Origin of the sequence: Pseudoxanthomonas sp. CF385, from assembly GCF_900104255.1 — a bacterium.
Taxonomy (GTDB): Bacteria; Pseudomonadota; Gammaproteobacteria; order Xanthomonadales; family Xanthomonadaceae; genus Pseudoxanthomonas_A.
This window is the reverse complement of record NZ_FNKZ01000002.1, coordinates 83264-96021: the sequence shown is the minus strand read 5'-3', so window position 1 is coordinate 96021 and position 12758 is coordinate 83264. Positions and strand designations below refer to the sequence as shown.

The 12758-nt window shown below is 67.9% G+C and carries 16 protein-coding genes; 6 read left to right on the top strand and 10 right to left on the bottom strand.

The genetic code is table 11. The annotated features are described in order from the left end of the window. Window positions 1–5: 5 nt before the first annotated feature. The 3 genes from BLT45_RS10660 to BLT45_RS10650 all read right to left on the bottom strand — a co-directional run bounded on the left by BLT45_RS10660 (window position 6) and on the right by BLT45_RS10650 (window position 3398). Window positions 6–278, bottom strand: coding sequence for a DUF4242 domain-containing protein (locus tag BLT45_RS10660; RefSeq protein ID WP_093299218.1), 273 nt, complete (start codon window positions 276–278; stop codon window positions 6–8). Window positions 279–344: 66 nt separating this feature from the next. Further along, the gene (locus BLT45_RS10655) at window positions 345–710 is read right to left on the bottom strand and encodes a DUF4242 domain-containing protein (protein WP_093299214.1); all 366 of its coding nucleotides are present in this window, start codon (window positions 708–710) and stop codon (window positions 345–347) included. Between the two features lie 105 nt (window positions 711–815). After that, complete coding sequence (locus BLT45_RS10650; protein ID WP_093299208.1) at window positions 816–3398, bottom strand: ATP-binding protein; 2583 nt, start codon at window positions 3396–3398, stop codon at window positions 816–818. A gap of 173 nt (window positions 3399–3571) precedes the next feature. Between BLT45_RS10650 and BLT45_RS18160 the strand changes: the two genes are divergently transcribed. Together BLT45_RS18160 and BLT45_RS10640 are read left to right on the top strand one after the other, a co-directional pair. Further along, on the top strand, window positions 3572–3799 hold the full coding sequence (locus BLT45_RS18160) for a hypothetical protein (RefSeq protein ID WP_139187999.1): 228 nt from the start codon (window positions 3572–3574) through the stop codon (window positions 3797–3799). 242 nt (window positions 3800–4041) lie between these two features. Beyond that, window positions 4042–5700 carry a GMC oxidoreductase gene (locus tag BLT45_RS10640; protein WP_254771861.1) on the top strand — a complete coding sequence of 553 codons (1659 nt, stop codon included), beginning with the start codon at window positions 4042–4044 and terminating at the stop codon, window positions 5698–5700. Window positions 5701–5754: 54 nt separating this feature from the next. On the opposite strand, the gene BLT45_RS10635 is transcribed toward BLT45_RS10640, so the two are convergent. Continuing rightward, entirely contained in the window at window positions 5755–6147 is a 393-nt protein-coding gene (locus tag BLT45_RS10635; RefSeq protein ID WP_093299197.1) for a RidA family protein, read from the bottom strand. 144 nt (window positions 6148–6291) lie between these two features. On the opposite strand from BLT45_RS10635, the gene BLT45_RS10630 reads away from it, so the two are divergent. Next, window positions 6292–7215, top strand: a complete 924-nt coding sequence (locus BLT45_RS10630) for a LysR family transcriptional regulator (protein ID WP_093299193.1) — start codon at window positions 6292–6294, stop codon at window positions 7213–7215. 148 nt (window positions 7216–7363) lie between these two features. Beyond that, entirely contained in the window at window positions 7364–7924 is a 561-nt protein-coding gene (locus BLT45_RS10625; RefSeq protein ID WP_093299188.1) for a dihydrofolate reductase family protein, read from the top strand. 149 nt (window positions 7925–8073) lie between these two features. On the opposite strand, the gene BLT45_RS10620 is transcribed toward BLT45_RS10625, so the two are convergent. The 4 genes from BLT45_RS10620 to BLT45_RS10605 form a co-directional block, all read right to left on the bottom strand. Then, window positions 8074–8493: an organic hydroperoxide resistance protein gene (locus tag BLT45_RS10620; RefSeq protein WP_093299183.1), complete on the bottom strand. Its 420-nt coding sequence runs from the start codon at window positions 8491–8493 to the stop codon at window positions 8074–8076. A 130-nt stretch (window positions 8494–8623) separates the two neighbouring features. After that, window positions 8624–8845 carry a DUF2798 domain-containing protein gene (locus BLT45_RS10615; protein ID WP_093299177.1) on the bottom strand — a complete coding sequence of 74 codons (222 nt, stop codon included), beginning with the start codon at window positions 8843–8845 and terminating at the stop codon, window positions 8624–8626. An 18-nt stretch (window positions 8846–8863) separates the two neighbouring features. Continuing rightward, complete coding sequence (locus BLT45_RS10610) at window positions 8864–9277, bottom strand: cupin domain-containing protein (protein WP_093299172.1); 414 nt, start codon at window positions 9275–9277, stop codon at window positions 8864–8866. A gap of 99 nt (window positions 9278–9376) precedes the next feature. After that, window positions 9377–10306 carry a LysR family transcriptional regulator gene (locus BLT45_RS10605; RefSeq protein WP_093299167.1) on the bottom strand — a complete coding sequence of 310 codons (930 nt, stop codon included), beginning with the start codon at window positions 10304–10306 and terminating at the stop codon, window positions 9377–9379. Between the two features lie 109 nt (window positions 10307–10415). Here BLT45_RS10605 and BLT45_RS10600 point away from each other — a divergent pair, with 109 nt between their 5' ends. Then, the gene (locus BLT45_RS10600; protein ID WP_093299163.1) at window positions 10416–11147 is read left to right on the top strand and encodes an SDR family NAD(P)-dependent oxidoreductase; all 732 of its coding nucleotides are present in this window, start codon (window positions 10416–10418) and stop codon (window positions 11145–11147) included. 55 nt (window positions 11148–11202) lie between these two features. After that, window positions 11203–11415 carry a tautomerase family protein gene (locus tag BLT45_RS10595; protein ID WP_093299159.1) on the top strand — a complete coding sequence of 71 codons (213 nt, stop codon included), beginning with the start codon at window positions 11203–11205 and terminating at the stop codon, window positions 11413–11415. Window positions 11416–11491: 76 nt separating this feature from the next. On the opposite strand, the gene BLT45_RS10590 is transcribed toward BLT45_RS10595, so the two are convergent. Then, a complete protein-coding gene (locus BLT45_RS10590; protein WP_093299153.1) occupies window positions 11492–12049 on the bottom strand; it encodes a thioredoxin family protein in 558 nt (185 codons plus the stop codon). A 4-nt stretch (window positions 12050–12053) separates the two neighbouring features. Further along, window positions 12054–12758 (bottom strand): cytochrome c biogenesis CcdA family protein, encoded by a 705-nt coding sequence (locus BLT45_RS10585; RefSeq protein ID WP_093299144.1) that lies wholly within the window; start codon window positions 12756–12758, stop codon window positions 12054–12056.

Below are 12758 nucleotides of genomic sequence, written 5' to 3'. Positions count from 1 at the left end.
CCGGCCTAGCGGTAGAAGTAGGGCGCCAGCACGTTCACCTGGGTGATGCGCTCCAGCGGCAGGTTGTTGTCGCCGGCGGCGCGGCGGATGGCTTCGGGATCGGGGCCGTCGTAGACGCAGAACGTCTTGGTCTTGTCGGCATTCACGTAGGAATGCACCCAGGTCACGCCTTCCTTGGCATTGGTGGCGACCACGCCGAGGCAGGCGCGGGCGCCCGCGTCGGTCATCGGAATGTTCAGGCCGGTGGGGAAGGTGCGTTCGATCATGTAGCGGGGCATGGGAGTGTCTCCGGAAGAGGTTCGGTGGGATCGGGTGCGCGACGAAGGGCCGCGCACCCGGCGGTCTCAATGCGCGTCGAGGGTGACGGGCACTTCGGTGATGCTGTCCACCGGCAGGTGGTTGGCCTTGGCGGCCTCGCGGATGGCGGCTTCGGTCGGGCCTTCGTAGACGCAGAAGGTCTTGGTCTTGTCGCCGTTGGCGAAAGACATCAGCCACTTCACGCCGAAACGCGCATTGGTCTGGTTGACCTTGGCCTTGGTGGCCGCGTCGAGGCCGTCGAGCGCACCCTTCGGGAACGAGCGCTGGATGACGTAGCGGTGGTTGGTGCTGGTGGTGTCGCCGATGTCCCTGGCCAGGGCAGTGCCGCTCAGGGTGAGGGCGCACAGGGCGGCAACGGCCAGCGTACGCAGGGGATGGAAGGCGGTTTTCATGGGGTAAGTCCGTGGTAGGCACAGCGGATTGCTGTGCTGCACAGGCTACGGAGCGGCCTTCCGCACCGCGTCGGCGGACTTACCCAGATTGCGCGCAGCGATTGCCTATCTTTTGGCGTGGATGCCTGCCGCCAGTGCGGCCGCCATGGCTTCGGTGCGGGTGCCCACGCCGAGCTTGGAAAAGGCCGCGGCGACGTGGTGGTCCACCGTGCGAACCGAGCGCGACAGGCGCGCGGCGATCTGCGCGTTGCGCAGGCCGCCGCACAGCAGTTCCAGCACTTCGATCTCACGTGCGGTCAGGGCGTAGGGATTGGCCTGGGTGGAGGCGCGCTGGCCACGCGGTACCCCGCGTACACCGGCGTCGCGCAATATGCGGCGCAGGCGGGCGACCATCGGGCCTGCGCCGAGTTCTTCGAAGAGGGCGAGCGCGGTACGTTGTGCTTCCTCGTCGCCGTCGGCCAACGCTCGCGCCTGCTCGTAGGGACACCCCAGCGCGCGCCACGCGTCCGCGGCTTCGCGCCAGCGACCGGACGCCTGCAGGCCCATGGGGCTGTCCATCGCGCCGTCGGCATCGGCGGTCGCGCAGCCCCGGTAGTACGCGATCTCGTCCACCAGTCCGCGGTCGTAGCGCGAGCGGGCGTCCGTGCGCGTGAGCACGGACAGGATGTCGTCCATGCGCGCGGTATCGCCGGCGAGCCATGCGGCTTCGAGCTGCGCGACCACAACCGGCGCGATGCGGAGGAACGACTGCATCGGCATTGCCAGTTGCAGCGCGTCCTCGAGCACCGGCTGCGCGTCGGGATCGCCGCGGCGGACGCGCACATGCCCCAGCACGGTGAGCGCGATGACGCGGGTGATGGGTGCCAGACGGGATGTGCGGAGCATCCCGGTCGCCTGCCCGGCGGCCTCGTCCCATCGGCCTGCGGCGAACCAGGCGCTGGCCTGCAGGGCCGCCAGATAGCCCGCCCATGCGTCGAGGTCGCGCGCTTCGCAGTAGGCGAGCCCGCGCGACAGCCAATCCTGCGCGGCGGGCAGGCGCACGCGCACGACGGCGTTGTACGCCAGGTTCACGTAGGCACGCGCGGCGTGTTCTTCGAACCCATGGTCCAGCGAGAGCTGCAGGCTCTGCTCCAGGGCGGCCGCGCCGGAGGCCTCGTCGAGATCCAGTTGTGCGGTCCCGATGTTGTTCAGTGCGTGCGCCTCGATCTCCCGATCGCCCAGCGCGACCGCCAGGCGCAGCGCGCGCTGGCCCCACGTCACCGCGGCGTCGCTTTCGCCCTGCAGCATGTGCAGCTGCGCGCGATTGCTGCAGGCCATGGCCTGTTCGCGGCCGGGCGGCAGGTCTTCCAGCAGGCGGATGGCCTCGTCGGCATGGGCCTGCGCCTGCGCGCTCTGGCCGTTGTACCAGCTCAGGCGCGACAGCCAGCGCGTGGCATCGCCCTCCCTTAGGCGATCGCCGCGTGCGCGCCAGAGATCGCGGGCCGCCTCGCGCGCGGTCAACGCTTCCTCGATCTGGTCGGTCAGGTAGCTCTCGTAGGCCAGCCGCTCGAGCAGCGCGGCGCGTTCCACGTCGGGCTGTCCGTCGGCGAAGCCCAGCGCGGTCCGCAGCTGTGCGGCGGCCTCACGGTGTGCGCCGCTATGCCGCGCCTCTTCGGCCGCAGCCGGCGCCAGGCGCAGTACCGCATCGCGGTCGCCGGCCCGGGCGGCATGGTGCACGCGCCAGGCCAACGGTGCGCGATCGGCGGTCAGGGCGTCCAGGGTCGCGAGCACGCGCGCATGCCACCGCTGCGCGCGCGGGCCGGACAGCGAGCGTTCGACCGCGACGCGTGCCAGTTCGTGGCGGTATGCGAACGCCTCGCGATGCGCGACGAGCAGCCCGGCATCCAGGCATTCCTCCACCGCCTCGACCGGGGGCGCGAGTACGGCGTCCAGCAACCAGCCCTGGAGATGGCGGGGCACGATGGCCGCCAGCTGTGCGACGTCCTGCGCGGGCGGACTGAGCCGGGCGAAGCGCGCCAGCACGAGATCCTCCACCCCATGCGGCACGGTCTCGATGCCGCGCCGAAGCATTTCGCTGACGAAGAAGGGATTGCCCTGGGTGACCTCGTACAGCCCTTCGCTGGCATGCAGCGCGCCTTTCGCCATCGCTTCCACGGCGTCGGCGCTCAGGCGCGGCACCTGCATCCGGACCACGTTCGCCCGCGGCAGGTCGCCCATCAGGCGACGCAGCGGATGGTGCGCAGGGACCTCATCGTCGCGATAGGTCACCACCAGCAGGCACGGCACCTGTGCCAGGCGCCTGCCGAGAAACCGGAGCAGATCCAGCGTGGCCTCATCCGCCCAATGCGCATCCTCCACCACGAACAGCGTCGGCGCTGCCTGGAGCTCGGAAAGGACGGCGCCGAACAGGGCGATGCGCCCGACGGTGTCGATGAGTCTGCCGAAGCCGACCGGATGGTGGCGCACGATGTCGTGCAACGGCGCGAGCGGTTGCGGTGTCTGCAAGGCATCGCACGCGCCCCACCAAAGGTCCATCGTGCCGCGCCGCTCGCGCAGCGCGGTGACCAGGCTGGTCTTGCCGATGCCCGCTTCTCCGCCGACCAGCACCACGCCACCGGCACCGTCCCGTGCCTGGTCCAGCAGGCCCCGCAGGGCATCGAGCTGCGCTTCGCGTTCAAGCAGGTTCATCGGCAGGCCAGCACCTTCGACGCCAGGGAAAGGATATCGCCTGGCGCGTGGGCATCGGGTCGAGGCGCGAGTACCCCCACCAACGCGCGGGGCGGGAGATTCAGGACATCGGGGCGCGCCCGGGCGTGCATCGATACGGCCTTTTCACGCGACGACACCTAGCGTGCGCGTCCATGTTGACCTCCGATCGCATCGAGGATCGCCTCGCCGACGCAGAAAACCTCGTGCGGGGCGGTGCGGACATCGGCGATCCCGCCGCGTTCGTGTCCGGGTTGTGGAGCAGCATCTACGAACGCGCGCCGATGCATCTGCGCTCGGGCGTCATCAGGCGCCTGTTGGCGATAGGGCGGATGCTGGGCGTGAGCCATACGCATGGCGCGACCGCAGCCGCGAGGCCCTGAGTCGCCGACCCCGTTCCGTGAACACCTTCCTGGTCGTCCATACCGGGCACGGGCGTGGAATGTCCCGCGCCATGGCAGCGACCGCGGCCCGGAGCGCCAAGCTCGTCACGTCTGGATAACGGGCCGGGCCGCACTGTCTGCGCGCGCCGTCGTGCGCCTGTGCGCACCTCCGGTGCCTGGGGCTTCGTGATCGCTCGATTCGATGAAAGACTTGGAGATGCCGCGCGTCGCGGGATCGGACCTTGGACGGTATCGTGATCCTGGATGCGGATGTCGCCCCATTGCCCAGCCGGATCGAGGCGGATATCTGCATCGTGGGCGCCGGCCCGGCGGGTATCGCGATCGCGCGATCTTGGCTGAATACGTCGGTCCGCGTATGTCTGGTGGAAGGAGGCGGCCACCGACCGGAATCCCTGAGCCAGTCGCTGTACGAAGGGTCCGCGGTCGGCGAAGGGCGTTTCGACCCGATCAGGAGCCGCGTACGCGCGCTGGGCGGGACCACCCATGTCTGGGGCGGAGGCTGCATCCCCCTGGGCAACAACGATCTTTCCCGCCACGACTGGATTCCGCACAGCGGCTGGCCACTCGCGTACGAGCAGCTGCGTCCGTTCTACGAGCGCGCGAGCCGGCTGTTCGGCATCGAACACCATGCGCTGGCCGACGGCTCGTTCGTCAGGCGCCCAGGCCTGCGCCTCGGCGCCATCGAACACGATCTGCTGGAGCACCGCAACTTCGTCAGGAGTCCGGTTTTCTTCGGCGAGGTGTTCCGCGAGGAACTCGCGCGCGCCCCGAACGTGCAGCTGCTTCTGCACGCCAACGCGACCTCGCTGGATGCGGGGCCCGACGCCTCCCATATCCGGTCGCTGGCCGTGCAGTCGCTGTCCGGGCAGTCGGTTTCGCTGGTCGCCCGCCACTACGTGCTCGCCTGCGGCGGCATCGAGAACGCGCGCCTGCTGCTGCTTTCGGATGCCGTGGCGCCCGGCGGCCTGGGCAACCGGCGCGATCTGGTGGGCCGCTACTTCATGGATCATCCGAGTTGCCGGCTGGGCACCTTGCAGACCGGTTCGCCCGAGCGCGTCACGCGACCGTACGACCGCAGCGGCGGGAAGGGGACGGCGCCCTGCTTTCCCGAGTTGTGCCTCTCGGACGCCGCGCGGGAACGGCACGGTCTTCTCAATGGCCGGGTCAAGCCGTTCGCGGTGGAGGGGCGCGTGCCGGAGGGCATCCGGGCACTCCGGGAACTGCGCCGCGCCTTCCGCAAGACGGTCCACGACGAGGCCATGGCGCTGGATGGACCACTCGGTTCGGCGCATCCGACATTCGATGCCTCAGCCACGGAGCGCTCGTTCGGCGCCGTGGGCAAGGCGGTCGCGACGATCGGTCTCCATCCGGGCCACGTCGCGCGCGCCATGTACCGGAAGCACATCGGAAAGCTGCCGGTGGCGCCCCAGCGGGTCGACGTGGTCGGCTACTTCGAGCAGGCACCGAATCCGGACAGCCGCGTGCGCCTGGGCGACCAACTGGATGCACTGGGTCAGCGGAAAGTGGTCGTCGACTGGCGCCTGACCGACCTCGACTGGCATACCTATCGCACCGCCGCCACGATCTTCGGTTCCGCGCTGGCGAACGCGAGCCAAGGCAAGTTCACGACCGACGAGTGGCTGGGCGATCGGTCCCGTGCGGACGCGCCGATCCACGGGACGGCGCACCACATGGGCACCACCCGCATGTCCGAATCGCCTGATGAAGGCGTCGTGGACCTCCATTCCCGCGTGCATGGCGTAGCCAACCTGCACGTGGCCGGCAGTTCGGTGTTTCCCACCGGCGGCTGGGCGTTCCCGACCTTCACCATCGTCGCGATGAGCCTGAGGCTGGCCGAGCACCTGCACATGCTGCTGTGAGCCCGCGCGGGTCCGGGCGTCGCGGAGCTGGGTTGCGCGGGGCGGTGATCGAACCTAGTCCGGGATGCGCGCGATCACCTTGATCTCGAAATCGAAGCCTGCGAGCCAGGTGACGCCGATCGCCGTCCAGTTGGGATAGGGCGCGGTCGGGAAGACCTCGCCCTTCACCTTCATCATCGTGTCGAACTGGTGTTCGGGATCGGTGTGGAAGGTGGTCACGTCGACGATGTCGTCCAGCGAACATCCGCCGGCCTTCAAGGTGGCTTCGAGATTGGCGAACGCCAGGCGGACCTGGGCTTCGAAGTCGGGTTCGGGCGAGCCGTCGCTGCGGCTGCCGACCTGGCCGGAAACGAACAACAGGTCGCCGGAGCGGATCGCGGCGGAATAGGCGTGGTGGGTGTAGAGGTCCTGCCGACCGGCGGGGAAAACGGCGTCGCGGGTTGCCATGAGCGTGCTCCTGTTGGGGGATGTGGGCGCGGCGGCCCGATGCATGGCCATCACTCTAGGCAGTGGCGCGAGGGTGATAAACACACCGGCCGCGGTATCACTGTTTGTAGAATCCAAACAATCTCCGCAGCACCCGAGGCGTGCATGGACCGTATCGACGCGATGCAGGCCTTCGTCCGCGTGGTCGAAACCGGAAGCTTCACCAAGGCCGCCGACACGCTGCAGGCCAGCAAGACCCGCATCACCCAACTGGTGCAGCAGCTGGAAACGCACCTGCGGGTGAAGCTGCTCCACCGCACCACGCGCAAGGTCAACGTGACCCCCGACGGGGCCGCTTACTACGAGCGCGTCGTGCGGCTGCTGGCCGACCTGGACGATGCCGAGACCAGCCTGTCGGCCGCTTCCGCGTCGCCGCGGGGACGATTGCGCGTGGACGTCCCGGCGCCGCTGGCCAGCCATGTACTGGTGCCTGCGCTGCCCGACTTCCAGGCGCGGTACCCCGACATCCAGCTCGACCTGGGCGCCAGCGACCGCAAGGTGGACCTGATCGACGAGAACGTCGACTGCGTGGTGCGGGGCGGGGTGCTCACCGACACATCGCTGCGCGCACGCCACGTCGCCGACTTGTCCCTGGGCGTTTACGCCGCGCCCGCCTATCTGGCGCGCGCGGGCATGCCGGCGCATCCGCAGGCGCTGGAAACGGCCGGGCACCGCATCGTCGGCTACCGGAGTTCGCGTACCGGCAGCCCCCTGATGTCGCCGATGCGTCGCGGCGACGAGGTCGTGCGCGTGCAGGGCCGTCATGCGTTGTCGGTGGACGACGGCAATGCCTACCTCGCCGCCGGCATCGCAGGCCTCGGTGTGCTGTGGTTGCCCACCTACATGGCGCGCGAACCCCTGGCGCGCGGTGAACTGGTCGCCTTGTTCGAGGACTGGGAGCTCGAGCCGATGCCGATGTACGTGGCCTTCCCGCCCAGCCGGCACGTGAGCCGCAAGCTGCGCGTGTTCATCGATTGGGTTGTGGAGCTGATGGCGCAGCATGCGCCGGGGATCCGGCCGCCGGGGTAGTCGATGGGACGGTGAGGCAACGCTACCATCCCGTTAGACGTTGGTGCCGCAGCGCAGGAATGGAAGGCTCCGGCGCGCCATCATCGGTTTCTTCGCCACGGTATCCGCCGGACTCCCCCCGGCCTCCATCGCTCCGAGATACTTGCCCATGGGACTTCTGACCTTCAGCCTCAACCTCACCCTCGACGGCTGCGTCGACCATGAGGAGGGCATCGCGGATGAAGAGACGCATGCCTTCTTCACCCGGCTGATGGACGAACACGGCGCGATGCTGTGGGGTCGAGTGACCTACGAAATGATGGAAGGCTATTGGCCGAGGGTGGCGCGCGGTGAAGTGGAAGCACCACCGGCGACCCGCGAGTGGGCGGCCAAGCTGGAGGCGAAGCCGAAGTACGTGGTGTCGTCGACGCGAACGGACTTCACCTGGGCGCATAGCCACCTCATTACGGGCGACCTGCGCGCCGGCATACAGGCGCTGAAGGATGCGACGCCGGACGGCGTGCTGCTCGGCAGCGGCACGCTGGCGGCCGAACTCGACCGTCTGGGTCTGATCGACGAATACCGGTTCCTCGTCCATGCCCGCATCGCCGGCCATGGCCCGACCCTGTACCAGAGCGGACTACCCCGCACGCGACGGCTTGAGCTGATCTCCGCGATCCCGCTGCGCTGCGGTGCGGTCGCGATGCATTACCGGCGCACGCGCGACTGACACCCGGTTGTCGGGTCCGTCCCATGATGCATCGAACCGCCGGAGGATGCTCCGGTGTTCAGGGCGGTGCGGTTTGCGGGTTTATGCATGGCGTGTCTCCAGCGGGTACCGCTGCGGCATCCGCGCAGGCGGATGCCGCAGTGACGGAGTCAGACGAGATTGATCTCGACATCGATGTTGCCGCGCGACGCTTTCGAGTACGGACAGATCTGGTGCGCGGTGTCGACGAGCGCACGGGCGACGGCGGGCTCCAGGCCGGGGAGGCTTACGTTGAGACGTGCCGCCAGGAAGTAGGCGTCACCGGTCAGGCCCAGGTCCACTTCCGCATCGACCGCCGCGTTGGCGGGCAGCACGACCTTCGCGGCCTGGGCCGCCTTGCCGATGGCGCCCAGGAAGCAGGCCGACCAGCCGGCGCCGAAGAGTTGCTCCGGGTTGGTGCCGGCGCCATGGCTGCCGGGCGGTGAAAGCTCGATGGCCAGACGGCCGTCATCGCTGCGGGCGGCGCCCTTGCGGCCGCCGGTGGTGTGGGTCTTGCCGGTGTAGACGACGTTTTCGATAGCGTTGATCACGGGGATACCTGATGGTTTGGGGGATGTGCGCCAAGGGAGGAAGACGCCGGACGTGGCGCGTGTCCGGCGACGTGAGGTCAGCGTTGGAGCGCGCGGACGACACACGCATCGTCGTCGTCCGCTGCTTCGATCACACGATGAAGCGATCGATGCGCGCCTGCAGGCGAGGTCCGATCAACAGGATCGCGGGAATCACGATCACGTAGCCGACGCCCCAGGAACGCAGCCACGTGGACAGGAACTCCTGCGAGAACCCGAGATTGAGCGCAAGCAGGGCAAAGGAAATGAGGCCGGTGGTGACGACGCCCATCGAAAGGGCAAAGGCGACTTTCCGTTTCAGTACGACGTTCATGACATGGATCCCGGGTTCTCAATGGCTCTGCTGCCGCAGCGCGACGATGGGCTTGCCCTGCTCGACCAGGTAGGTCGCCAGCTCGGCCGCGCTCGTCTGCGCCGGGTTGTGCGCGGCATGCGGCATGCCGGCGGGAATGAAGAGGGACTGTCCGGCCGTCAGGGTCACCGGGGGCTTGTCCTCGAAGGTGTATTCGAGCGTGCCGTCCAGTACATACGCGACTTCGATGCCCGGATGCGTATGCATGCCGAACGCGGCGCCCGGTGCGAAGTCGACGCGAACCTGCACCACTTCGCGACCGGGAGCATCCAGGTCGTGGCGCAGGGCTTCATGGCGCCCGATGCCGGCAGGCTGGGCGCTTGCCGCCCACAGCGTCGCGCCGGTCAACGCCAGGAGCGTGGCGGTGATCAAGGCGTGCTTCTTGGTCTTCATGGGAGGTCCTCCGGAGATGGGAGGCCATTTCACGCTGCCTGCGTATCCCGGCTGTGTCCGGGTGCGGGCATTTTTGTAACCGGAGTTGTCCGCTCCAGGCTAGTCGGCGGCGGAGAAGCCAGCGCGCACCGATTCGAGCAGGAAATCGATGAAGGTACGCACGCGCAGCGGCATGTGCCGGCCGTGCGGGTACAGCAGGTTGAAGGGACGACTGCGGCCACCGTGGCGGGGCAGCAGCTCCACCAGGCGTCCCTGGGCGATCTCGCGCTCGATCGTGAAGCGATACGCCTGGAACACGCCGCCACCGCTGCACGCGAGCGAGACGCCCCCCAGCACGTCCTCCGAAAGCAGGAACGGCCCCTCCGTCTCCATCTCGATTTCGGTGGCGCCATCCCTGAACAGCCACGGTATGCGTCGACCGGTGCTGGGCAGCTCGAACTGGATGCAGTCGTGCTCGGCCAGATCGCCCAGGCGCCCTGGCGTTCCCCGTCGTTGCAGATAGTCCGGCGACGCGACCAGCACCAGTTCCGCGTCTTCCAGATGGCGGGCGACCAGTCCCGAGTCGGGCGGCTTGCGCACGCGTACGGCGAGGTCGAACCCTTCGGCGGTGAAATCGATGTTGCGATTGCCGATGTGCACATCGGCCTGGATGCGTGGATGACGGCGATGGAATTCGGCGAGTAGGGGCAGCAGGCGATAGTGACCATACGTGGTCGGCACGCTGATGCGGAGCCGGCCGGCAGGTTCCGATTGCTGGCCGGAGGCCTCGCGGTCCGCTTCTGCCAACTGGTCCAGCGCCTGACGGCAGTGCACCAGATAGGCGCGCCCCGCATCCGTCAGTCGGATGGTGCGGGTCGTGCGCACGAACAGCCGCACTCCCAGCCGCTCCTCCAACCGCGCCACGGACCGGCTGACTGCGGCCGGCGTAACGCCCGCGGCGGTCGCTGCGCGGCTGAATCCGCCGGTCTCGGCGGCCAGGCAGAAGAGTTCCAGGCTGCCCACCAGGATGTCGTCGAATCGACGCTGCATTGATTACGCCAGGTAACAGGTGATGTGCATTCTCACCGATTTATTGCCTCATTTGGCGGTAATAGAGTGCCGCTACGCCGAAAGGCACCCCCAACATTCGAGGAAGTCCATGAGCATCAAGACCGTCATCGTGACCGGCGCCTCCAGTGGCATCGGTTTCGCCATTGCCCGCGCTTATCTGCAACGTGGCGACAACGTCGTCGCCAACGCGCGCACGCTCGAGCGCTTGCAGTCCGCCGCCCTCCAACTCGGCCAGCCCGCCAACCTGCTGCTCGTGCCAGGTGATATCGCTGAGCCGGACACCGCCAAGCGTCTGGTGGCAGCCGCCATCGAGCGCTTCGGCCAGGTCGATATCCTGGTGAACAACGCCGGCATCTTCATCGCCCGACCGTTCACCGAGTACGCACCTGACGATGTGCAGGCGCTGGTCGACACCAACCTGAAGGGTTTCTTCTTCGCGGCCCAGGCTGCCGTGCCGCACATGCGCGAGCGTCGTGCGGGCCATATCGTCAACATCACCGCGAGCATCGCTGCGCAGCCGTTGCAATCAGTGCCTGCCGCCTTGCCGGTCCTGATCAAGGGCGGCATCAACCACGCCACGCGCGCGTTGGCGCTGGAGTTGGCGCCACACAACATCCAGGTCAATGCGGTGGCGCCGGGCATCATCGATACCCCTCTCTACGTGTCCGAGATGCACGACTTCCTCAACGGACTGCAGCCGGCTGGCCGTATCGGTACGGTCGACGAAGTGTCCGATGCCGTGCTCTATCTGGGTGATGCCGCATTCACCACGGGCGTCGTCCTGCCGGTCGATGGCGGCATGTCCGCGGGTCGCTGGTGATCTTGCAGGGACGCTCCGTAGCGCCTTGCCTTCCGTTCTTCAAAGGAGACATTCCATGCCTTTCGTACGCGTCAGCATCACCCGCGACGGCACCTCGCGGACGCAGAAGCGCCAACTCGTGCGTGAGATCACCGACACGCTGGAGAGGGTGCTCGGCAAGCAGCCCGATCTGACTCACATCGTCATCGACGAAGTCGATACCGACAACTGGGGCCACGGTGGCGAACTGGTGACGGAGCGACGCGCTCGCGAAGCCACGCCGCGCTGAAGCTTCCGCGGCGAGCTGGATCTCGCTTTCTCCATCGCGGATGCAGGCCGGCATGCGCCGGCCTGCTCGGCCTCCGCTAACGAGCGGCCTTGCTGGCGGCCAGGAGCGAACGGATCTTCGCTTCCGTTTCCTGATACTGCCCTTCGCCGAAGTGCTGGTAGACGATGCGACCCTGCTGGTCGATCAGGTACAAGGCAGGCCAGTAACGGTTCCTGTAGGCATTCCAGGTGTTGTATCCGTTGTCCTGCGCCACCGGGTAGGTGATGCCGAATCGTTGGATCGCGGCCCTGAGGTTGCTCAACTTCTTCTCGTAGCCATATTCCGGCGTGTGGACGCCGATGACGACGAGCCCTTGGTCGCGATACTTCGCATGCCACTGTTTGACATGCGGCATCACGCGGACGCAGTTGATGCAGGAGTAGGTCCAGAACTCCACCAGCACCACCTTGCCGCGCAGATCCGCAAGGCGCTGCGGCGACGCATTGATCCAATGATCGATGCCGGTGAAGTCCGGTGCCATCGGTGAGGGGCTGGCCACGGTGGGCTGGACCGGATCGGCCTGCACCTCGGGGGAGCATGCGGCAGCGAACAGGCATGCGGCCAACAGCGTGGTGAACGAAGAGAGTCTTTTCATCGGATCAGAGTCCTTGCGAGAGAGGGGGAAGCCACTGCGTGGCCCAGGCGGATACCAGGACGTCGTACTGGAACAGTTGAAGCACGGCGACCGCGACGGCGATCACCCCGAATCCTTTTCGCAGCAGGTCGGCGTGGCGTTGCAGGAGCGGAAGGCGTGCCGTGATCCAGCGTCCGCCGTAGGCGATCAGCAGCATCGGAATGCCGGCGCCGAGGGCATACAGCCCGAGCAGCACGCTGGCTTCGGCAGGCGCCTGTGCGCGGGTCGCCAGCGCCAGCACCGACGCCAGAACGGGGCCCGCGCATGGCGTCCATGCCAACCCCAGCGAAGCACCGATGAGCAGTGCGCCCGGACGTCCGCCGAGCTGCGGGAGAGCGACGCCGGTCGGGCGCGCACGGTGCCACTGCGCCTGCGCCCAGGCGACGGTGCGTTCGAACGGGGCCGGCCAGAAACACGCCAGGCCGGCCAGCAGCAGCACGAAGATGGAGCCCGTGCGGATGCTGGCCTGCAGCTCGCCCGACGACGACGCAAGCGCGCCGAGCAGGATACCGCTGGTGGCGAAGGTCGTGACGAAGCCCGCGATGATCCAGGCAGGCACGGTGCGGTCGCCGCCCGAGCCCGTGGCAAGCACGATCGGCAGGACCGGCAGGATGCACGGCGACAGGATGGTGGCCATGCCGGCCAGCGTGGCCAGCGCGTAGTCGATCAT